This window comes from Streptomyces calvus, assembly GCF_006782915.1.
GTDB classification, from domain to species: Bacteria; Actinomycetota; Actinomycetes; order Streptomycetales; family Streptomycetaceae; genus Streptomyces; species Streptomyces calvus.
In genome coordinates this window covers 49,126-69,299 of record NZ_VCNP01000029.1, presented here as the reverse complement: position 1 = coordinate 69,299, position 20,174 = coordinate 49,126, and the positions used below count along the sequence as shown (strand labels likewise).

Below are 20,174 nucleotides of genomic sequence, written 5' to 3'. Positions count from 1 at the left end.
GGTGGGTCGGGGCCGGGGCGGGGGTGTCCGTCCTCGGACTGGCGCGCAATCGGTCGGTTGGGAAGGGGGAGGGTGTGGACGCGCCAGCCACTGCGGGCGAACACCCCCGCCCCGTCCCCTCCGCGCCGTACGCGCCCGTCGTCCCTGTCGCCACTGCGGGCGGTCGTGCGGCTGGGGCGGCGGACCGTGAGCGCCGGGCTGCGTCGGCACCGGCTGCCGGGCGGCCGGCTCACCCCCGGCCCAACCTGACGGAGTGAGCTGGCGCACACCTGCCGTAGAGTTGTGGCCGGTCGATACATGGCCGTGGCAGATCGGAAGGGCAGCAACGCGTGACCGTCGACGACTCGGGTTCCGGTGCGGACGCGCAGGGCGCCGGCGAGGATCCGCTTGCTCTGCGCCTCGAGCAGCTCATCCTCGGCGCCGAGCGCCGTTACACGCCGTTCCAGGCCGCCCGCAGCGCCGGTGTCACCATGGAACTGGCCACGCGGTTCTGGCGGGCCATGGGCTTCGCCGACGTCGGCCAGGCCAAGGCCCTGACCGAGGCGGACGTCCTGGCGCTGCGCCGGCTGGCCGGTCTGGTCGAGGCGGGGCTGCTGAGCGAGGCCATGGCGGTGCAGGTGGCGCGGTCCACCGGGCAGACCACGGCGCGGCTGGCCGAATGGCAGATCGACTCGTTCCTGGAAGGGCTGACCGAGCCGCCCGAGCCCGGGATGACGCGTACCGAGGTGACCTATCCGATCGTCGAGCTGCTCCTGCCCGAGCTGGAGGAGTTCCTCGTGTACGTCTGGCGGCGGCAGCTGGCCGCCTCGGCGGGGCGGGTGGTGCAGGGCGCCGACGACGAGGAGATGGTCGACCGGCGGCTGGCCGTCGCCTTCGCGGACCTCGTCGGATTCACGCGGCTGACCCGGCGGATGGAGGAGGAGGAGCTCGGCGAGCTGGTCGAGGCCTTCGAGACCACGGCCGCCGACCTGGTGGCCGCGCGGGGCGGGCGGCTGATCAAGACGCTGGGCGACGAGGTGCTCTACGCCGCCGACGACGCGGGGACGGCCGCCGAGATCGCCGTCCGGCTGATCGAGACCATGGCGAACGACGAGACCATGCCGGAACTGCGGGTCGGCATGGCCTTCGGCACGGTGACCACCCGGATGGGCGACGTCTTCGGTACGACCGTGAACCTGGCCTCCCGGCTGACCTCCATAGCTCCCCGGGACGCCGTGCTCGTCGACACCGCGTTCGCCGAGGAGCTGATCCGCACCGGTGACGCGCCAGCCTCCGAGGCGGCGGCGGCCGAGGCGGTGGCCGCCGCGGAGAAGGAGGGCGAGGAGCCGCCGGCGTACCGGTTCGCGCTCCAGCCGATGTGGCAGCGGCCGGTGCGTGGTCTCGGCGTGGTGGAGCCCTGGCTGCTCACTCGCCGCAACGGCGCTTCCGCCTGATCAGTACGGCCCGTCGCCGCCGATGCAGAGGCCGATGATCGGCACGCAGAGACCCGGGTCGGGAGTCGGCGTGGGAGTCGGTGTGGGGGTCGGGGCCGGTTCGGGTGTGCGGGCCGGTTCTGTGGTGGGCGGTGGGGTGGCGGCCGGTGTGTGCGGGGGTGTCGGGGCCGGGGGTGTGTTCACCGTGACCGGGACGGTGGTGGGGATGTCCTCCGGGGCCGGTGGTGGCGTCCGGGTGGGCAGCGGGACCGGGTTGGCTTCGCCCAGTGCCGTGGGGGAGGTCGGGTCGGCGTGCGTGCGGGGTGCGGGCGCGTCGGTCGTGAAGGTGGCGACGGGGGCCGGCTCCTCCGCGTGAGGGGTGGAGCGGGCGCCCGCCTCGATGCTCGGGCCGCCGTCCGGAGCGGCGGTCAGCCGGACCAGGGCGACCGCGCCGGCCGCCAGGGCCAGGCCGCCCGCGGCCAGCAGTGCCTTGCGGGGGCGGGGCTTGCGGTGGCGGCCCCGCGAAGGCGTGCCGCTCGGCGGTCTGTCGGCCTGTGTCTGCATCGCGCATCCCTCCCCTGGCGTGCGCGCCCCCTACGCGCCGCGGTGTGCGCACGCTATGCGCTTCCCCCGGGAAGGAGGCCGGAGACGGCGCGATGTCACTCGAACGGGTGGGCGGGGGGTGACGGGGGAACCCTGCGTGCGCTCTTTTCCCCGCGGGCGGTCGGCTGCGATGATCGGAGCGATTGCATGTTAACCCGCGTTAACCGGAGGGTGTCATGAGTGAGGAACGGTTCGGGGAGTTCGTGCTGGTGCGGCGGCACGAGCGGGGGCATGTCGCGGAGCTCGTCCTCGACCGGCCCAAGGCCATGAACGCCGTGTCGACCGAGATGGCCCGCTCCGTCGCCGGTGCCTGTGCGGCGCTGGGGGAGGACCGGGAGGTGCGGGTGGTGGTGCTGAGCTCCTCGCACGAGCGGGCGTTCTGCGTGGGGGCCGACCTCAAGGAGCGCAATGCGTTCAGTGACGCCGATCTGGTGCGGCAGCGGCCCGTGGCGCGCGCCGCGTACACCGGAGTGCTGGAGCTGCCGGTGCCCACGATCGCCGCGGTGCACGGATTCGCCCTGGGCGGCGGCTTCGAGCTGGCGCTGTCGTGCGACGTGATCGTGGCCGACCGTACGGCGGTCATGGGGCTGCCCGAGGTGTCCGTCGGCGTGATCCCGGGCGGTGGCGGTACGCAGCTGCTGCCCCGGAGGGTGGGCGCGGCGCGGGCCGCGGAGCTGATCTTCACCGCGCGGCGGGTGGAGGCCGCCGAGGCCCGGGAGCTGGGGCTCGTCGACGAGCTGGTGGACGAGGGGCGGGACCGTGAGGAGGCCCTGGCCATGGCGGCCCGGATCGCCGCCAACTCCCCGGTCGGCCTGCGCGCGGCCAAGCGGGCGCTGCGGCTCGGGCACGGGCTGGATCTGGCCGCCGGGCTGGAGGTGGAGGACGCGGCCTGGCGGTCGGTGGCGTTCTCCGGTGACCGGGCGGAGGGCGTCGCCGCCTTCAACGAGAAGCGCAAGCCGGAGTGGCCCGGGGAGTAGCGGAGCCGTCTCCGTTCGATATCTCGATGTCCCGATTAGCGGTAATTCTCCCTAATCTGGGGGGATGGGTGACGAGAGCCGGCTGGCGGCCGTGGTGGCGCTGGCTCAGGGCATGGCCGCCGCGCACAGTTCGCGGGAGGCGTGGCGGGCCGCGGCCGTCGGGGCCTGCCGGGCCCTGGGCGGCAGCTTCGCGGCGCTGTCGGTGTGGGAGCGGGAGCTCGGACGGCTGCGGGTGCTGGTCAACGTCGGCGAGCTGGCCGAGGGCGAGGAGGAGTTCCCGGACGACGAGTCCTACCCGGTGCACCAGTTCGCCGAGATCACCGAGTTCCTGCACGAGCAGTGGGCCGGCGGGGGCGAGCCCGACGCCTGGGTGGAGACCGCCGAGGGACGCGCGGCGGGCCGGCCCGGGTACTGCCACCAGCGGGTCGCGGCGCTGCGGCGGCGCAGGCGCGGGTGCTGTGTCGTCGCCCCGGTCGTGCTGCACGGGCGGGCCTGGGGCGAGCTGTACGTGGCCCGGCCGACCGGTGCGCCCGTCTTCGGGCGGGGCGACGCCGACTTCGCGACGGTGCTGGCCGCCGTCGTGGCCGCCGGGATCGCGCAGACCGAGCGGCTGGAGGAGGCCCGGCGGCTGGCCTACACGGACGCGCTGACCGGGCTGGCCAACCGGCGGGCCGTGGACGCGCGGCTCGACGAGGCGGTCGAGCGGCATCGCACGGACGGGGCCGTCGTCAGCCTGGTGGTGTGCGACCTGAACGGGCTCAAGCGGGTCAACGACACGCTGGGGCATGCCGTCGGCGACCGGCTCCTGGAGCGGTTCGGCACCGTGCTGTCGCTGTGCGGGGCCATGCTGCCGGGCGCCCTGGCGGCGCGGCTGGGCGGCGACGAGTTCTGTCTGCTGGCGGTGGGGCCGCCCGCGGACGAGGTGGTCAAGACGGCCGACGAGGTGTGCCGCCGGGCCGTGGAGCTGGGCATCGGCGACGGCGTCGCCTGCGGGGTGGCGTCCACCGAGGACCCCATCGGACCGGTGCGCTCCGCCCGGCGGCTGTTCCGGCTGGCCGACGCGGCGCAGTACCGGGCCAAGGCCGAGCGGGCCGCGCATCCGGTGGTGGCCGGGCGGGAGGCCCCGGACGACCCCGTGGTGCGGCTGGCGGACGAGCCGGCTCCGGTGTCGGGCGGGGAGCGGCGCCGGTTCCGCGGGCGGCACTCGCCGGACGAGGGGCAGGTGTGACGTACCGGTAAGGGGTGGACCCCCGCCCCAGGGGTGACATCAGGGAATTCACTGCGTACGCTCCTGAATATGGATATGCACACTGTGGTGGTGGGGACGTCCGGCGTGACCGCGTCCGACGTGCTCGCCGTGGCGCGTGGCGGTGCCCGCATCGAACTGTCCGATCAGGCCGTGGCCGCCCTCGCGGCGTCCCGCGAGATCGTGGACGCCCTGGCGGCCAAGCCGGACCCCGTCTACGGCGTGAGCACCGGCTTCGGCGCCCTGGCGACCCGGCACATCAGCCCGGAGCTGCGCGCCCGGCTGCAGCGCAACATCGTCCGCTCGCACGCCGCCGGCATGGGCCCCCGGGTGGAGCGGGAAGTCGTCCGGGCCCTGATGTTCCTGCGGCTGAAGACCGTCTGCTCCGGGCGCACCGGCGTCCGGCCGGAGGTCGCGCAGACCATGGCCGACGTCCTCAACGCCGGGATCACCCCGGTCGTGCACGAGTACGGCTCGCTCGGCTGCTCCGGCGACCTGGCCCCGCTCTCCCACTGTGCGCTCACCCTGATGGGCGAGGGCGAGGCGGAGGGGCCCGACGGCAGTGTGCGGCCGGCCGGCGAACTGCTCGCCGAGCACGGCATCGAGCCCGTCGAACTGCGCGAGAAGGAAGGGCTCGCCCTCCTCAACGGCACCGACGGCATGCTCGGCATGCTGATCATGGCCCTGGCCGACCTGGACGTCCTGTACAAGTCCGCCGACGTCACGGCCGCACTGACCCTGGAGGCGCTGCTCGGCACCGACAAGGTGCTCGCGCCGGAACTGCACGCCATCCGCCCGCACCCGGGACAGGCCGCCAGCGCCGCCAACATGCTGGCGGTACTGAAGGGTTCGGGACTGACGGGCCATCACCAGGGCGACGCCCCGCGGGTCCAGGACGCCTACTCGGTGCGCTGCGCCCCGCAGGTCGCCGGTGCCGGACGCGACACGCTGGCCCACGCCCGGCTGGTCGCCGAGCGGGAACTGGCCGCCGCCGTCGACAACCCGGTGGTGCTGCCGGACGGCCGGGTGGAGTCCAACGGCAACTTCCACGGTGCGCCGGTGGCGTACGTGCTGGATTTCCTCGCGGTCGCCGTCGCCGACCTCGGCTCGATCGCCGAGCGGCGCACCGACCGGCTGCTGGACAAGAACCGCAGCCACGGCCTGCCGCCGTTCCTCGCCGACGACGCCGGCGTCGACTCCGGGCTGATGATCGCCCAGTACACCCAGGCCGCCCTGGTCAGTGAGCTGAAGCGGCTGGCCGTACCGGCGTCGGCGGACTCGATCCCGTCCTCCGCGATGCAGGAGGACCACGTCTCCATGGGCTGGTCGGCGGCGCGCAAGCTGCGGACGGCCGTCGACAACCTGGCCCGGGTGATCGCGATCGAACTGTACGCCGCGGGCCGCGCGGTGGAGTTGCGTGAGGGCCTGACCCCGGCGCCCGCCACCCGGGCCGTCGTCGAGGCCGCGCGGGAGGCGGGTGTGGCGGGTCCCGGACCGGACCGCCACCTGGCCCCGGACCTCGCCGCGGCGGAGGCGTTCGTACGGGACGGGCGGCTGGTCGCCGCCGCGGAGACGGTCACCGGACCACTGAACTGACCGGTTCCGGGGCCCGGCTCCGGACGCCCGCCGACCAGGCACCGGTGCCCCGCGGACGTGTCCGCGGGGCACCGGGCGGTCAGATCGGGCCGAGGCGTTCCCGGCGCACCGAGTAGACGACGAACCCGGCGCCGAGCGCCAGGAAGGTCGTGCCGCCGACGACGTACGGCGTGCTGTCGAAGCTGCCGGTGTCCGCGAGACGAACGTCCTGGACGGTGCCGTCCACGGTCGTCGACGTGCTGTTCGACATCACTCTTGCCTGCTCCGTGACCTGCGGAGCCGGACTCACCGAGGCTGTGTCTCCCACCGAGGTCGCGTTCGCGGACGGAACGAACCACAGGGCGCACAGCAGGGTGCCCGCGGCGGTGGCGGTCAGCAGCGGACGGAGCGCGGATGACACGGAATATCGATCCCCTTGTGGCGCTGGCGAATTGGCCGTGTGGGGCGATGTTAGTGAAAGGCGCGGGTCACAGGAAAGTCACGGGAGGGCGGGGCCGTACGCTCCGGGCATGAGCACTCCGAAGACATCACGTTTTGTACGCCTTCGCGTGGAGCTCGTCCTCGAAGTGGAGGACGGGGACGCGGTGACCGAGGCCGCGTTGCGCAGGATCACGGACGACGGCGATATGCCGGCCGCGGAACGGGTACACGCCAAGAGCGCGGTGACGGAGGACGCGGCGGAGGCGCTCGCCTACCTCGTGGACCCGTTCACCGTGGTCGGCGAGGTGCCGGGGGTGGAGCTGCTGCAGGCCTCCTGGAGCGGTGAGCAGATCGACTACGACCCGGACTCGCCGGAGTGGGACCTCGACGAGGACGAGGACGAGGACGGCGAAGGCGAGGACGGCGAGGGCGAGGACGACCACCGTGTCGAGGGCGCCGAGGACGGCGCGGGCAGGGTCGGCTGAGGCGGTCCGGGAAATCGGTGACCCCGGGCGGCAACCGCGGCCCGGGGTCCCGGCGTCTCAAGCGGGGCGCCGACCGACGTCCACCCCGTCCTCCGTCCTCCTCGTGCTTCCCGGGGGACGTGGTGAGCCCCACACCCGCGGGCCATGGGGAACCGGATCAACCGGTCGTAGCGTTGAAGGTTGTGGACGAGGTCTTCGGCTTCGGGCCGAGAACTCGTGGGGATGGGATTCGGCGACGATGGAGAAGCGTGTGATGACGGACGGTAAGCGGCGCAGGGGTATGGCGGCCGCGTCCGCTCTGCTCGGCGGAGTGCTGGTGCTCTCGGCCTGTTCCGGCGGTGACGAGAGCGCCGCCGACAGCGGCAACGGCACCTCGCAGGCACAGGTCGACGAGGCGGCGGCCAAGAAGTCCTCCGAGGCGCAGATCAAGATCACGCCCAAGGACGGCTCGAACAACGCCTCCATCAACAACTCCGCCGCCGTCACGGTGAGCAAGGGCACGCTCACCGAGGTGAAGATGACCACCACCGACGGCACCGCCGTCGAGGGTGAGATATCCGCCGACAAGAAGAGCTGGAAGCCCAGCGTCCAGCTGGAGCGGGCCACCACGTACCGGGTGACGGCGACCGCCGAGGACTCCGAGGGCCGCGCCGCCCACGAGAACGCCTCGTTCACCACGGTCGCCCCGGACAACAGCTTCATCGGCACCTTCACCCCGGACGACGGCACCACCGTCGGCGTCGGCATGCCGGTGTCGCTCAACTTCGACAAGGCGATCACCAACAAGGCAGAGGTGCAGAAGGGGATCACCGTCTCCACCACCAGCGGCCAGGAGGTCGCCTGCCACTGGTTCAACGCCAACCGCATGGACTGCCGGCCGGACGACTACTGGCAGGAGGGGTCCACCGTCACGCTGAAGCTGGCGCTCGACGGGGTCGAGGGCGCCGAGGGCGTCTACGGCGTCCAGCAGAAGACGGTCACCTTCAAGATCGGCCGCAACCAGGTCTCCTACGTCGACGCCAAGACCAAGCAGATGAAGGTCACGCAGGACGGCAAGACCATCCGCACCATCCCGATCTCCGCCGGGTCGCCCGACAACAAGACGTACGAGGGCCAGATGGTGATCTCCGAGAAGTTCAAGGAGACCCGGATGAACGGCGCGACGGTCGGCTTCACCGACGACGACGGCAAGGGCGAGTACGACATCAAGGACGTGCCGCACGCCATGCGTCTGAGCACCTCCGGCACCTTCATCCACGGCAACTACTGGGGCGCCAAGTCCATCTTCGGCAGCGCCAACACCAGCCACGGCTGCGTGGGCCTGGCCGACACCAAGGGCGCCAACGACCCGAACACGCCCGGCGCCTGGTTCTACAACAACTCGATCGTCGGTGACGTGGTCGTCGTCCAGAACACCGGTGACAAGACCATCGCCCCGGACAACGGCCTCAACGGCTGGAACATGAGCTGGGAGCAGTGGAAGGCGGGCTCGGCGGTCTGACGCCTCCCGGCCCCGCAGAGAACCTCACCCACCGCACCGAAGCCGCCGTCCGCTCCCTGCAGGAGCGGGCGGCGGCTTTCGTCGTTCCCGCGGCGCCGGTTGCGCGGCCGGCCCACGCGGCGTCGACGGAAGAACCGCGCGCCGCGTGTGGCGGCGCCGTCCGCACGAGGCGGACCGCGGTGCCGGAGGACGCACGGCCCCGACTGTCCGCCGAGTCCCAACCGCGCGGTTTCGTAACGGAGTTACGGCAGCCGGGTTACAGCAACCCGTCGACTTCCGCACCTTTCGCCCGGACCGTCCAAATGCCCTTGAGGCACTTGATCACCCCTCGGCATACTGCGTGATCCGGGGGGTGCGCACACGCGTACGAGACCACCCCCGGCCGGGTGATGCTTCTTCGCCCGGCGACTTCGCTAGGGGGAACCTTGCGCAGACAAGTGAAAAGAGCGTGCGCGGCCACGGTCGCCACGGCGGCTGCCGTGGCGCTCGCGGCGGGCATGGCCGTTCCGGCGGCGGCGGACGGGGGGCGCACGACCGCCGGGGCGCAGACGTCCTCGAAGGCGTCCGCGCTCAAGGCCAAGCACCACATCACGCTGATCACCGGTGACCGGGTCGCCGTGGACGCCAAGGGCCGTGTGGTCGGCCTGGACCGGGCGAAGGGCCGGGAGGACGTACCCTTCCAGGTCCGCCGGGCCGACGGGCACACGTTCGTGGTGCCGGTGGACGCCGCCCGGCTGATCGCGAGCGGCAAGCTGGACGAGCGGCTCTTCGACATCACCGAACTCAACAAGGCCACGACCCGCGGCTCGCAGAAGCGGGGCCTGAAGGTCATCGTCGGCTACAAGGGCAGCGCGGCCGGGGCCAAGGCCGAGGTGCGCGACGCGGGCACGCTCCGCCGGACCCTGAAGTCCCTGAACGCGGACGCCGTGCAGACCCCGCACGAGGACGCGCCCGAGCTGTGGGACGCCGTCACCAACGGCGACCGGACCGCCTCCGGTGTCGCCCACGTCTGGCTCGACGGGGTCCGCAAGGCCAGCCTCGACACCTCCGTCGGACAGATCGGCACCCCCAAGGCGTGGGAAGCCGGCTACGACGGCAAGGGCGTCACCATCGCCGTGCTGGACACCGGTGTCGACGCCACCCACCCGGACCTCAAGGGCCAGGTGACCGCGTCGAAGAACTTCACCTCCGCGTCCGGCACCGGCGACGTGGTCGGCCACGGCACCCACGTCGCGTCCATCGCGGCCGGTACGGGCGCCAAGTCGGGCGGGAAGTACAAGGGCGTCGCGCCCGGCGCGAAGGTCCTCAACGGCAAGGTCCTCGACGACTCCGGCTTCGGTGACGACTCCGGCATCCTGGCCGGCATGGAGTGGGCGGCCGCGCAGGGCGCCGACGTCGTCAACATGAGCCTGGGCGGCATGGACACCGCCGAGGTGGACCCGCTGGAGGCGGCGGTCAACAAGCTGTCCGCCGAGAAGGGCGTGCTGTTCGCCATCGCGGCCGGCAACGACGGCCCGCAGTCGATCGGTTCGCCGGGCAGCGCGGACGCCGCGCTCACCGTCGGCGCCGTCGACGACAAGGACGCGCTCGCCGACTTCTCCTCCACCGGCCCCCGCCTCGGCGACGGCGCCATCAAGCCGGACGTCACCGCGCCCGGCGTGGACATCACCGCGGCCTCCGCCAAGGGCAACGACATAGCCAAGGAGGTCGGCGAGAAGCCGGCCGGCTACATGACCATCTCCGGTACGTCGATGGCGACCCCGCACGTGGCGGGCGCGGCGGCGATCCTGAAGCAGCAGCACCCGGAGTGGACGTACGCGGAGCTGAAGGGCGCCCTCACCGGCTCCACCAAGGGCGGCAAGTACACGCCGTTCGAGCAGGGTTCGGGCCGCATCCAGGTCGACAAGGCCGTCAAGCAGACGGTGATCGCCGACCCGGTGTCGCTGAGCTTCGGTGTGCAGCAGTGGCCGCACACCGACGACAAGCCGGTCACCAAGCAGCTCACCTACCGCAACCTCGGCACCGAGGACGTCACGCTGAAGCTGGCGTCGACCGCCACCGACCCCAAGGGCAAGGCGGCCCCGGCCGGCTTCTTCAAGCTCGGTGCCACCACGGTCACCGTCCCGGCGGGCGGCAAGGCCTCCGTGGACCTCACCGTGGACACCCGGCTCGGCGGCACCGTCGACGGCGCGTACTCCGCGTACGTGGTCGCCACCGGCGGCGGGCAGAGCGTGCGCACGGCCGCCGCGGTGCAGCGCGAGGTCGAGTCGTACGACGTGACGCTGAAGTTCCTGGACCGCGCGGGCCAGGCGGCCGGCAACTACGTCGCGAATCTCTCCGGCGTCTCCGGGCTCGCCGCCGGCAAGTGGTACCAGCCCTACGACTCCGACGGCACCGTCACCGTCCGGGTGCCCAAGGGCGGTTACATCCTGGACACCGGCATCCTCGTCGGCTCCGACCCGGAGCAGTACCAGGGCGCGGACTGGCTGGCCCAGCCGAAGCTGAACGTCACCAAGAACACGACGGTCACGCTGGACGCCCGCAAGGCCAAGCCGGTGAACATCACCGTGCCGGCCAAGGGCGTCAAGCCGGAGTTCGCCTCGGCCGACTACACCGTCGAGACGAAGAACACCGCGCAGGCCTTCGGCTGGTGGCTGGAGTCGTACACCAACTTCCGCTCCGCCCACCTCGGTCCGCAGATCACCGACGGCTCGCTGAGCCAGCAGTGGGACGCCCACTGGAGCAAGGGCGCCAAGGAGCAGTACGACGTCGTCGCCGGCGGCAAGGTCAAGCAGCTCGCCACCGGCTACAACCGCGCCTACAAGGCCGGCGACCTGGCCACGGTGAAGGTCGGCCTCGGCGCGGCGGCGAGCGGCAAGAAGGGCTCGGTCGGCGCGATGGGCTGGCTGCCGACGAGCAGCGGCGCCTCCTCCATCGGCATCCCGCAGACCCTGCCCGGCACCCGCACCCTGCACCTGTCCACGTCGAACGGGGTCAAGTGGGACCTCGACTTCGCGCAGGAGGGCGGGGTCGACGAGGACGGCTGGCCGATCGTCGACGCCGGTTACACCATCGGCTACGGCAAGACCTTCAAGGCCGGCAAGAAGTACTCCGAGACCGTGAACACGGCCGTCTTCCAGCCGCGTCTGACCTCGGAATACGGTCTGTTCCGCGACGGCAACAGCATCTCGGGCCTCATCCCGCTGTTCGCCGACGGCAAGGGCCACATCGGGTCCTCGGACCTCACCTCGGCCACCACCACCCTCTACCGCAACGGCAAGAAGGTCGGCTCGCACGACGACCCGCTGTTCGGCGAGAAGGAGTTCAAGGTCCCGTCCGGCGACGCCGCGTACAAGCTGACCACCTCGGTCAAGCGCAGCGCCAAGGTCGCCGCCGCCTCCACGCGGATCGACGCGAGCTGGTCCTTCCGCTCCAAGAAGACCAGTGACCTCAAGCAGCTGCCCGCCTCCACGGCCCGCTTCCTCGCGGCCACCGGCCTGGACAGCAAGGTGACGGCCGGCAAGACGGTCAAGATCCCGGTCACCGTGGAGGGCGCCGCCAAGGGCAAGAACCTCAAGTCCCTGTCGGTGTACGTGTCCTACGACTACGGCAAGACCTGGAAGAAGGTCACCGTGAAGAAGGGCAGCATCTCCGTCAAGAACCCGGCGAAGGGGAAGGCCATCTCCTTCCACGCCAAGATCGCCGACAAGAAGGGCAACAAGTCGACGATCTCGATCTACAACGCCTACTACGGCAAGTAGGTCCCGACCGCGCACGGCCCGTCGGAAGCGCTGCTTCCGCCGGGCCGTCCGTGCGTCTCAGGCCGTGGGCGCCGACGTGCCGGACCGGTGCGCGTCCGCACCCCAGCTGGCCAGCAGCCGCAGCGCCTCCGCCGACGGCGAGCCCGGCTCGGCGAAGTACGTCACCAGCGACTGCTCGGTGTCACCGGCCGGGGAGAACGACTCGAAGAACAGGTCCAGCTCGCCGACCAGCGGATGCCGGACCCGCTTGCGGCCGTGCGTCTTCTCCTTGACGTCGTGCGCCGCCCACAGCCGCCGGAACTCCTCGCTCTTCACCGACAGCTCGCCCACCAGCGCGGACAGCTGCGGGTCGTCGGGATGCCGGCCGGCGTCCATGCGCAGGTAGGCGACCATGTCGGACGCCTTCTGGTCCCACTCCGCGAACAGCTCCCGGTACTCGGGGTCGAGGAACACCAGCCGCGCCCAGTTCCGCTCCGCCACCGGCAGCCGGCCCCAGTCGCCGAAGAGGGCCGCCGCCATCCGGTTCCAGGCGAGGATCTCCGAACGCCGGCCCACGACGTACGCCGGCACCGTGTCCATCGACTCCAGCAGCTGGCGCAGCGCGAGGCGCGGCTGCTGCGCCCGGGCCGGCTGCTTCCTCCGCAGCCGCTTCGGCTTCGCCAGGTGCGTCAGATGGGCCCGCTCGGCGTCGGTGAGGCGCAGGGCGCGCGCGATCGAGTCCAGGACCTCCGCGGACACGTTCTGCCCGTTGCCCTGCTCCAGGCGCGTGTAGTACGCCACCGACACCCCGGCGAGCTGCGCCAGCTCCTCGCGGCGCAGGCCCGGCACCCTGCGGTGCCGGCCGAAGTCCGGCAGGCCCACGTCCTGCGGCTTCAGCCGGGCACGCCGGGTGCGCAGGAACTCGCTCAGCTCCGCGCGCGGGTCGAGGCCGCCCCCGGTGGGGCCGGCCCGGTCGGTGTGCCGCTCGTCCATGCCCTCCAGTATTCCCGGTCGTACGCACACCATCCTGTCCCCGCCAGTGGTACGCACAGCCAACGTAGGCAGAGCCGTGGACTGGGTGGGACGCGGCCGATGACGCAGGCTGGAGCCCGTGCCCGGCCGGACGGAAGGCAGCCGGCCGCACGACTTCCCGAGGAGAGAACCCCGGCATGACCACTGTTGCCGCGTACGCCGCACCCGCCGCCAAGGCTCCGCTGGAGCGGACCACCATCGAGCGGCGCGAGGTGGGCGAGCACGACATCCTGATCGACATCAAGTTCGCCGGCATCTGCCACTCCGACATCCACCAGGTCCGTGAGGGCTGGGGCGGGGCGATCTTCCCCATGGTCCCCGGTCACGAGATCGCCGGTGTGGTGTCCGAGGTCGGCTCCGGTGTCACGACGTTCCGGGTCGGTGACCGGGTGGGCGTCGGCTGCATGGTCGACTCCTGCCGCGAGTGCGACAACTGCCGTGCCGGGCGTGAGCAGTACTGCACCGGCAGCGGCATGGTCGGCACGTACAACGCGCTCGACAAGAACGGCGAGCCGACCTACGGCGGCTACTCGCAGAAGATCGTCGTCGACGAGAACTACGTCGTCCGCATCCCCGACGGCCTGCCCCTCGACGCCGCCGCGCCGCTGCTGTGCGCCGGCATCACCGTGTACTCCCCGCTGAAGCGCTGGGGCGCCGGCCCCGGCAAGAAGGTCGCGATCCTCGGCATGGGCGGCCTCGGCCACATGGGCGTCAAGATCGCGCACGCGCTGGGCGCGGAGGTGACCGTGCTGTCGCAGTCCCTGCGCAAGAAGGACGACGGCCTCAAGCTGGGCGCCGACCACTACTACGCCACCGCCGACCCGAAGACCTTCGAGGAGCTGCAGGGCAGCTTCGACCTGATCGTGTCGACGGTGTCGGCGCCGCTGGACTTCAACGCCTACCTGTCCCTGCTGAAGACGGAGGGCGCGCTGGTGAACGTCGGCGCCCCCGAGGAGCCGGTCTCCCTCAACCTCTTCTCGGTGATCGGCGGCGGCAAGACCCTCGCCGGTTCGATGATCGGCGGCATCGCCGAGACCCAGGAGATGCTGGACTTCTGCGCCGGTCACGGCATCGGCGCGGAGATCGAGCTGATCGGCGCCGCGGAGATCAACGAGGCGTACGAGCGCGTCCAGAACAGCGACGTCCGCTACCGCTTCGTGATCGACACGGCGACGATCTGAGGTATCCCGGCGTCCGGCCCGGCGGCCCCCGCCCGCGTCAGTGCGGCAGGGTCGCCGGGCTTCCGCCGTTGGCCTCGTAGCCGGCCACGGCCAGTGCCCGGTAGACGGCGAACTCGGCGGCGGGGTCGGGGGACAGTGTCCAGGGCAGGGCGCCGACGTGGCCGTCGACGTGTATCAGCTGGCTCATGGCCTCCGCCCAGCGCTCGGCACGGACCAGGAAGAAGACCAGCAGGTGCCGCACGTGCGCCAGCATCGGGTCGTCCGGGCGGGCCGAGTGCACCGCGTGCAGCGCGCCGTGGATCGCCTTGCCGACGACCTCGCCCTGGTAGAAGCCGCTGACCAGGTTCACCTCGGGCAGGTGCTCGAAGACCGCGAAGAGCGGCATCGCCGCCAGCAGCGAGCCCTGCGGCGCGCGGGCGGCCGCGGCCTCCGCGAAGGAGTACGCCTGCTCCCGCGAGCCGTGCCACTTCTCGCACCAGTAGTGCAGCGCGGCCAGGTGGGCGCCCATGTGGTTCGGCGCCCGGTCCAGGATCTTCAGCCACAGCTGCTCGAAGTCCTGCTGGGAGTAACCGAGTCCGCGGGCCACCGACAGCTCGACGATGTACGGGACCGGGTCACCGGGGGCCAGCAGCGCCGCCTCGCCGCACGCCGCCTTCGCCTCCTCCATGATGATCCGGAACTCGTCCGTCCCGGCCGCCGCCGTACGCCACGCCTGCTGCACCAGGAACTCGGCGTGCACCGCCGCTCCGGCCGCGTCCTTGGGCATCTCGGTCCGCCACACCCGCAGCCACTGCCCGCCCGGCGCCTCGCCCACCCCGCCGGGCCGCTGGTTCAGCTCGAGGGAGGCCGCGCCCGCGAAGGCCTGGACGCGCTGCCAGCGCAGCTCGCCCCCGGCGTCGGTGCCGGCCAGCAACTGCTGCGCCGCCCGGTAGTCCTGCGTGCGCTGCACCAGGTCCAGCACGTCCAGCAGGTCCTGGTCGGGGCCGGGCATGCGCACGTCCAGCTCCTCCTCGCGGGCGAAGCCGTAGTTCGCCGGGTCCGCCGCGTCCGGGTGGCCGGGCGGCACCAGGCCCACCGCGCCGCGCGAACGCCTGAGGAACGGCAGCACCACGAAGCAGAGCATGACGAGCGCGATCAGCACCCACAGAATCTCCATGCCACCAGCGAACCAGACCGCGCCGACACTTGGCCAACCCGGTCCCCGAACCTGTGGAGAACGCCGTGTCCGGCATCGGCGGCCCCGGCGGACTACGCTCGGTCCCCATGAGCGACAGGCACATCAGTCAGCACTTCGAGACGCTCGCGATCCACGCGGGCAACACCGCCGACCCCCTGACGGGCGCGGTCGTCCCGCCGATCTACCAGGTGTCCACCTACAAGCAGGACGGCGTCGGCGGCCTGCGCGGCGGCTACGAGTACAGCCGCAGCGCCAATCCGACCAGGACCGCGCTGGAGGAGAACCTCGCCGCCCTGGAGGGCGGCCGCCGCGGCCTCGCGTTCGCGTCCGGGCTGGCGGCCGAGGACTGCCTGCTGCGCACGCTGCTCGCGCCGGGCGACCACGTGGTCATCCCGAACGACGCGTACGGCGGCACGTTCCGCCTCTTCGCCAAGGTCGTCGCCCGCTGGGGCGTCGAGTGGTCGGTGGCCGACACCTCCGACCCGGCCGCCGTCCGGGCCGCCCTCACCCCGAACACCAAGGTCGTCTGGGTGGAGACGCCCTCCAACCCGCTGCTCGGCGTCACCGACATCGCCGCCGTCGCCCAGGTCGCCCGGGACGCGGGCGCCCGCCTCGTCGTCGACAACACCTTCGCCACGCCCTACCTGCAGCAGCCGCTGGCGCTGGGCGCGGACGTCGTCGTGCACTCCCTGACCAAGTACATGGGCGGCCACTCCGACGTCGTCGGCGGCGCGCTGATCACCGCGGACGCGGAGCTCGGCGAGGAGCTGGCGTTCCACCAGAACGCGATGGGCGCGGTCGCCGGGCCCTTCGACTCCTGGCTGGTGCTGCGCGGCACCAAGACGCTTTCGGTCCGCATGGACCGGCACAGCGAGAACGCGACGAAGATCGCCGACATGCTGACCCGTCACGCGCGGGTGACGGGCGTCCTGTACCCGGGGCTGCCGGACCACCCGGGCCACGAGGTCGCCGCCAAGCAGATGCGGGCCTTCGGCGGCATGGTCTCCTTCCGCGTGGAGGGCGGCGAGGAGGCGGCCGTCGAGGTCTGCAACCGGGCCAGGGTGTTCACGCTCGGCGAGTCGCTCGGCGGCGTGGAGTCGCTGATCGAGCACCCGGGGCGGATGACGCACGCGTCCACGGCCGGTTCCGCGCTCGAGGTCCCCGCCGACCTGGTGCGCCTGTCCGTCGGCATCGAGAACGTCGACGACCTGCTGGAGGACCTCCAGCAGGCGCTCGGCCGGTAGGGCCCCGGCCTCACCGGCCCGTCAGCGGTGGGGCCGTCCCCGGCGGCGGCTCCACCCAGGCACGCACCGTCAGCGCCCACACCACGAACACCACGGCCGCCACCAGCAACAGCAGCCACATCGTCCGGCGGGCGAGTTCCCGGCGGCGCAGCATGCGCGTCCCGCGGCGCACCGCCTCCGCGTGGAGCTCGGGCGGCACGGGCGGCGGCGACTGCGCCAGCAGCCGCCGTACGGTCGCCTCCCGGTTCATCCGCGCCATGCCCGCCCCCGCCTCACGACCGCGCCGCCTGCACGTCGCGGACCGCGCCGGCCGGACGCCGCGGCGGGCTCAGCACGACCGCCATCGCCCGGTGGTACACGGCGCGCACGCGCTCCGCGGGCAGCCCGAGCAGCGCCGCCGTCTGCTCCTCGGCGACGCCCTCGTACAGCCGCAGCACCAGGACCAGGCGCTCCCGCGGGGAGAGCCGGGCCAGCGGGCTGCCGGGGTGGGGGCGCCGGCGGAGCAGCCGGCCGTGCCGGTGCCAGGCGCCGCGCGCGAAGCCGGACGCCAGGTACTGGCGGGTGCGGTCGTAGGGGTCGTCGCCGCGCAGCCCGTCCCAGCACGCGTACGTCCGGGCCAGCGCCAGGGTCAGCAGGTGCCGGGCGCGCGGATTGTCGTCCGGGGCCTCGGCGGTGAGCAGCGTCGCGGTGTGCAGCAGCCGTCCGCCCGCGCCCGCGACGTACGCCTCGAACTCGCGGGCCCGGAGCGCGTCCCGGGACGCATGCCGTGGTCGCACCCGCGCCTCCCGCCACCCCTGAGAGAGCGGTCCCGGCCGCGTACGGCCTCGGCGGGCGCGTACGACGGGGACCCCGGTCTCATATCAGGCCAGGGCGCACCCCGCGGTCAAGAGCCGCGCACGGACCGGGCGGACTCCGCTTCCCCGCCGCCTCGCGGCGGCCGGTGCGGCGCGTGCTCAGGAGGCCGGCCGGTCCTCCGGCTGCACCGACATCCGCGCGGACAGGGCGCCGTTGAAGCGCGTCAGGAGCGCGCAGAACTGCTCGCGCTCCTCCGGCGCCCAGTCGTGTGTCAGCTCGGCCATCAACTGACGCCGTGAGGAGCGCACTTCCTCCAGGCGCGACTTGCCGCGCGGGGACAGCTGGAGCACCACCGCGCGGCCGTCCTCGGGGTGGGAGGTCCGCTTGACCAGGCCGGTGTCCACCAGCGGGGCGACCTGACGGGTGACCGTCGAGGAGTCGATGCCCATGCTCGCGGCGAGCGCCTTGACGCCCATGGGGCCTTCCTTGTCGAGACGGTTGAGCAGCAGGTACGCGGCGCGGTCCATCGAGTTGCGCACCTGGCCGACCCCGCCGAGCCGCGTCTGTTCGGCGCGGCGGGCGAACAACGCCACCTCGTGCTGCAGCGTGTCGAGAAGACCGGTGTCACCGACGGCCGTCAGGTCCGTCGTCATGTCCATCGACATTTCAGGTGTTGTGGGCATGGCCGGGGGCTCACTTCGTGGAGGGCTGCTAATTGGGGGACAGGGTACGCGGCCGGGAGGCGGCCCGTACCGGCGCTGCGCAAAGCGGAGTCCGCGGGTTGGTCACACCGGCCGCCGACGCGTGTGAACTGCGATGCTGGAGTCATGAGCTACAGCACGGCCCAGGCACTGCGGACCGTCACCCTCGACGATGTCCGCGGTGCCCGGAAGATGCTCTCCGGAGTGGCCCGGATGACCGCCATGGAGGGCAGCAGGCACCTGTCCCGGGCGGTCGCGGCGCCGGTGCACCTGAAGTGCGAGAACCTCCAGCGGACGGGATCGTTCAAGCTGCGCGGCGCGTATGTGCGGATCGCGGGGCTGCTGCCGGAGGAGCGGGCCGCCGGTGTGGTCGCGGCGAGCGCCGGCAACCACGCGCAGGGCGTCGCGCTGGCGTCGTCGCTGCTCGGGGTGCGGTCCACGGTGTTCATGCCGAAGGGCGCACCGCTGCCGAAGATCAGCGCGACCCGGGAGTACGGCGCCGAGGTGCGCCTGCACGGCCAGGTGGTCGACGAGACGCTGGCCGCGGCGATGGACTACGCGCACGAGACGGGCGCGGTGTTCATCCACCCCTTCGACCACCCGGACGTCATCGCGGGCCAGGGCACGGTGGGGCTGGAGATCCTGGAGCAGTGCCCGGAGGTGCGCACGATCGTCGTCGGGGTCGGCGGCGGCGGGCTGGCCGCGGGGATCGCGGTCGCGGTGAAGGCGCTGCGGCCCGACGTGCGGATCGTCGGGGTGCAGGCGGCGGGCGCGGCGGCGTATCCGCCCTCGCTGGCGGCCGGGCACCCGGTGTCGGTGCGCAATCCGGCGACGATGGCCGACGGCATCAAGGTGGGCCGGCCCGGCGACGTGCCGTTCGGGATCGTCGGCGAGCTGGTGGACGAGGTGTGCACGGTCACCGAGGACGAGCTGTCGGCCGCGCTGCTGCTGTGCCTGGAGCGGGCCAAGCTGGTCGTGGAGCCGGCCGGGGCGAGCCCGGTCGCGGCGCTGCTGAGCCGGCCCGGCGCGTTCGAGGGGCCGGTCGTGGCGGTGCTGTCCGGCGGCAACGTGGACCCGGTGCTGATGGAGCGGGTGCTGCGGCACGGCATGGCGGCGCAGGGCCGCTACCTGGCCGTCCGGCTGCGGCTGACGGACCGGCCGGGCGCGCTCGCCTCGCTGCTGGGGACCCTGTCCGCGGCGGACGCCAACGTCCTCGACGTCAGCCACGTACGGACCGATCCGCGGCTCGGGCTGACCGAGGCGGAGGTGGAGCTGCACCTGGAGACCAAGGGGCCGGCGCACTGCACGGAGGTCGGCCAGGCGCTGCGGGACGCCGGGTACACGGTGATCGGCTGAACCCGGGCGGGCGCCGCCCTCCTCGCCGCGTCCCGGCCGGCGCGGGCGTCGTGCGAGCAGGACGAGACCCCCGGCGCCGTCGATGGGCGCCGGGGGTCTCGTGGGGACTCGCGGGGCGGGTCGGCCGCCTGCTCGGGCTCAGCCCGTGCGCGGACTCAACTGGGATGCGGGCTCAGCCGCTGTACGGCTCGGCCTTGAGGATCTTCACCGAGGCCTTCTTGCCGTTGGGCAGCTCGTACTCCGCGTCCTCGCCGACCTTGTGGCCGATGACGCCGGAGCCCAGCGGGGACTGCGGCGAGTAGGTCTCGATCTCGGAACTCGCGTACTCGCGCGAGGCGAGCAGGAACGTCAGCGTGTCGTCCTCGTCGCCGTCGAAGGCGATCGTCACGACCATGCCGGGCGCCACCGCGCCGTCGGCCGCCGGAGCCTCGCCGACCTTCGCGTTCTCGAGGAGCTGGGTGAGCTGGCGCACACGGAGCTCCTGCTTGCCCTGCTCCTCCTTGGCCGCGTGGTACCCGCCGTTCTCCCGCAGGTCGCCCTCCTCGCGCGCTGCGGCGATCTTGGCGGCGATCTCCGTGCGCGCGGGACCAGTAAGGTACGCAAGCTCGTCCTTGAGCTTGTTGTACGCCTCCTGGGTCAGCCAGGTGACGTTCTCGCTGGTCTGGGTCACAGGTGCTCCTCGTAGGTACTGGGAATACAAAGCATCGC

At 72.5% G+C, this 20,174-nt stretch carries 18 protein-coding genes; 10 read left to right on the top strand and 8 right to left on the bottom strand.

The genetic code is table 11. The features are described 5' to 3' along the window. The first annotated feature begins 329 nt into the window (after positions 1-329). Complete coding sequence (locus FGW31_RS12525; protein WP_142193493.1) at positions 330-1,433, top strand: adenylate/guanylate cyclase domain-containing protein; 1,104 nt, start codon at positions 330-332, stop codon at positions 1,431-1,433. On the opposite strand, the gene FGW31_RS12520 is transcribed toward FGW31_RS12525, so the two are convergent. Next, on the bottom strand, positions 1,434-1,976 hold the full coding sequence (locus tag FGW31_RS12520; protein ID WP_142193492.1) for a hypothetical protein: 543 nt from the start codon (positions 1,974-1,976) through the stop codon (positions 1,434-1,436). Between the two features lie 215 nt (positions 1,977-2,191). Here FGW31_RS12520 and FGW31_RS12515 point away from each other — a divergent pair, with 215 nt between their 5' ends. The 3 genes from FGW31_RS12515 to hutH all read left to right on the top strand — a co-directional run bounded on the left by FGW31_RS12515 (position 2,192) and on the right by hutH (position 5,834). Then, entirely contained in the window at positions 2,192-2,992 is an 801-nt protein-coding gene (locus FGW31_RS12515; RefSeq protein WP_142193491.1) for an enoyl-CoA hydratase/isomerase family protein, read from the top strand. Between the two features lie 64 nt (positions 2,993-3,056). Next, the gene (locus tag FGW31_RS12510; protein ID WP_182675323.1) at positions 3,057-4,220 is read left to right on the top strand and encodes a GGDEF domain-containing protein; all 1,164 of its coding nucleotides are present in this window, start codon (positions 3,057-3,059) and stop codon (positions 4,218-4,220) included. 75 nt (positions 4,221-4,295) lie between these two features. Next, positions 4,296-5,834 carry a histidine ammonia-lyase gene (gene hutH, locus FGW31_RS12505; protein WP_142193505.1) on the top strand — a complete coding sequence of 513 codons (1,539 nt, stop codon included), beginning with the start codon at positions 4,296-4,298 and terminating at the stop codon, positions 5,832-5,834. A 79-nt stretch (positions 5,835-5,913) separates the two neighbouring features. On the opposite strand, the gene FGW31_RS12500 is transcribed toward hutH, so the two are convergent. Continuing rightward, positions 5,914-6,234: a hypothetical protein gene (locus tag FGW31_RS12500; RefSeq protein ID WP_142193490.1), complete on the bottom strand. Its 321-nt coding sequence runs from the start codon at positions 6,232-6,234 to the stop codon at positions 5,914-5,916. 109 nt (positions 6,235-6,343) lie between these two features. Between FGW31_RS12500 and FGW31_RS12495 the strand changes: the two genes are divergently transcribed. From FGW31_RS12495 to FGW31_RS12485, 3 genes are all read left to right on the top strand, one after another. After that, complete coding sequence (locus FGW31_RS12495) at positions 6,344-6,739, top strand: hypothetical protein (RefSeq protein WP_161175388.1); 396 nt, start codon at positions 6,344-6,346, stop codon at positions 6,737-6,739. 253 nt (positions 6,740-6,992) lie between these two features. Further along, positions 6,993-8,240 (top strand): L,D-transpeptidase, encoded by a 1,248-nt coding sequence (locus tag FGW31_RS12490; RefSeq protein ID WP_142193488.1) that lies wholly within the window; start codon positions 6,993-6,995, stop codon positions 8,238-8,240. A 389-nt stretch (positions 8,241-8,629) separates the two neighbouring features. Continuing rightward, complete coding sequence (locus tag FGW31_RS12485) at positions 8,630-12,001, top strand: S8 family peptidase (RefSeq protein ID WP_142193504.1); 3,372 nt, start codon at positions 8,630-8,632, stop codon at positions 11,999-12,001. A gap of 57 nt (positions 12,002-12,058) precedes the next feature. Here the strand turns inward: FGW31_RS12485 and FGW31_RS12480 are convergent, their stop codons facing one another. Continuing rightward, the gene (locus tag FGW31_RS12480; protein WP_142193487.1) at positions 12,059-12,973 is read right to left on the bottom strand and encodes a helix-turn-helix transcriptional regulator; all 915 of its coding nucleotides are present in this window, start codon (positions 12,971-12,973) and stop codon (positions 12,059-12,061) included. Positions 12,974-13,149: 176 nt separating this feature from the next. Between FGW31_RS12480 and FGW31_RS12475 the strand changes: the two genes are divergently transcribed. Continuing rightward, positions 13,150-14,193: an NAD(P)-dependent alcohol dehydrogenase gene (locus tag FGW31_RS12475; RefSeq protein WP_142193486.1), complete on the top strand. Its 1,044-nt coding sequence runs from the start codon at positions 13,150-13,152 to the stop codon at positions 14,191-14,193. A 37-nt stretch (positions 14,194-14,230) separates the two neighbouring features. Here FGW31_RS12475 and FGW31_RS12470 read toward each other — a convergent pair whose 3' ends face one another. Then, a complete protein-coding gene (locus tag FGW31_RS12470; RefSeq protein WP_142193485.1) occupies positions 14,231-15,349 on the bottom strand; it encodes a hypothetical protein in 1,119 nt (372 codons plus the stop codon). A gap of 107 nt (positions 15,350-15,456) precedes the next feature. Here FGW31_RS12470 and FGW31_RS12465 point away from each other — a divergent pair, with 107 nt between their 5' ends. Next, positions 15,457-16,614: a cystathionine gamma-synthase gene (locus FGW31_RS12465; RefSeq protein ID WP_142193484.1), complete on the top strand. Its 1,158-nt coding sequence runs from the start codon at positions 15,457-15,459 to the stop codon at positions 16,612-16,614. Between the two features lie 10 nt (positions 16,615-16,624). Here the strand turns inward: FGW31_RS12465 and FGW31_RS35610 are convergent, their stop codons facing one another. From FGW31_RS35610 to FGW31_RS12450, 3 genes are all read right to left on the bottom strand, one after another. Next, the gene (locus FGW31_RS35610) at positions 16,625-16,873 is read right to left on the bottom strand and encodes a hypothetical protein (RefSeq protein ID WP_142193483.1); all 249 of its coding nucleotides are present in this window, start codon (positions 16,871-16,873) and stop codon (positions 16,625-16,627) included. Between the two features lie 13 nt (positions 16,874-16,886). Continuing rightward, a complete protein-coding gene (locus FGW31_RS12455; protein ID WP_142193482.1) occupies positions 16,887-17,390 on the bottom strand; it encodes a sigma factor-like helix-turn-helix DNA-binding protein in 504 nt (167 codons plus the stop codon). Positions 17,391-17,567: 177 nt separating this feature from the next. Further along, on the bottom strand, positions 17,568-18,062 hold the full coding sequence (locus FGW31_RS12450) for a MarR family winged helix-turn-helix transcriptional regulator (RefSeq protein WP_370011379.1): 495 nt from the start codon (positions 18,060-18,062) through the stop codon (positions 17,568-17,570). Positions 18,063-18,236: 174 nt separating this feature from the next. Here FGW31_RS12450 and ilvA point away from each other — a divergent pair, with 174 nt between their 5' ends. Continuing rightward, positions 18,237-19,466 (top strand): threonine ammonia-lyase, encoded by a 1,230-nt coding sequence (gene ilvA, locus FGW31_RS12445; RefSeq protein WP_142193481.1) that lies wholly within the window; start codon positions 18,237-18,239, stop codon positions 19,464-19,466. Between the two features lie 172 nt (positions 19,467-19,638). Here the strand turns inward: ilvA and greA are convergent, their stop codons facing one another. Then, positions 19,639-20,136 (bottom strand): transcription elongation factor GreA, encoded by a 498-nt coding sequence (greA, locus tag FGW31_RS12440; protein WP_142193480.1) that lies wholly within the window; start codon positions 20,134-20,136, stop codon positions 19,639-19,641. Between the last annotated feature and the right edge of the window lie 38 nt (positions 20,137-20,174).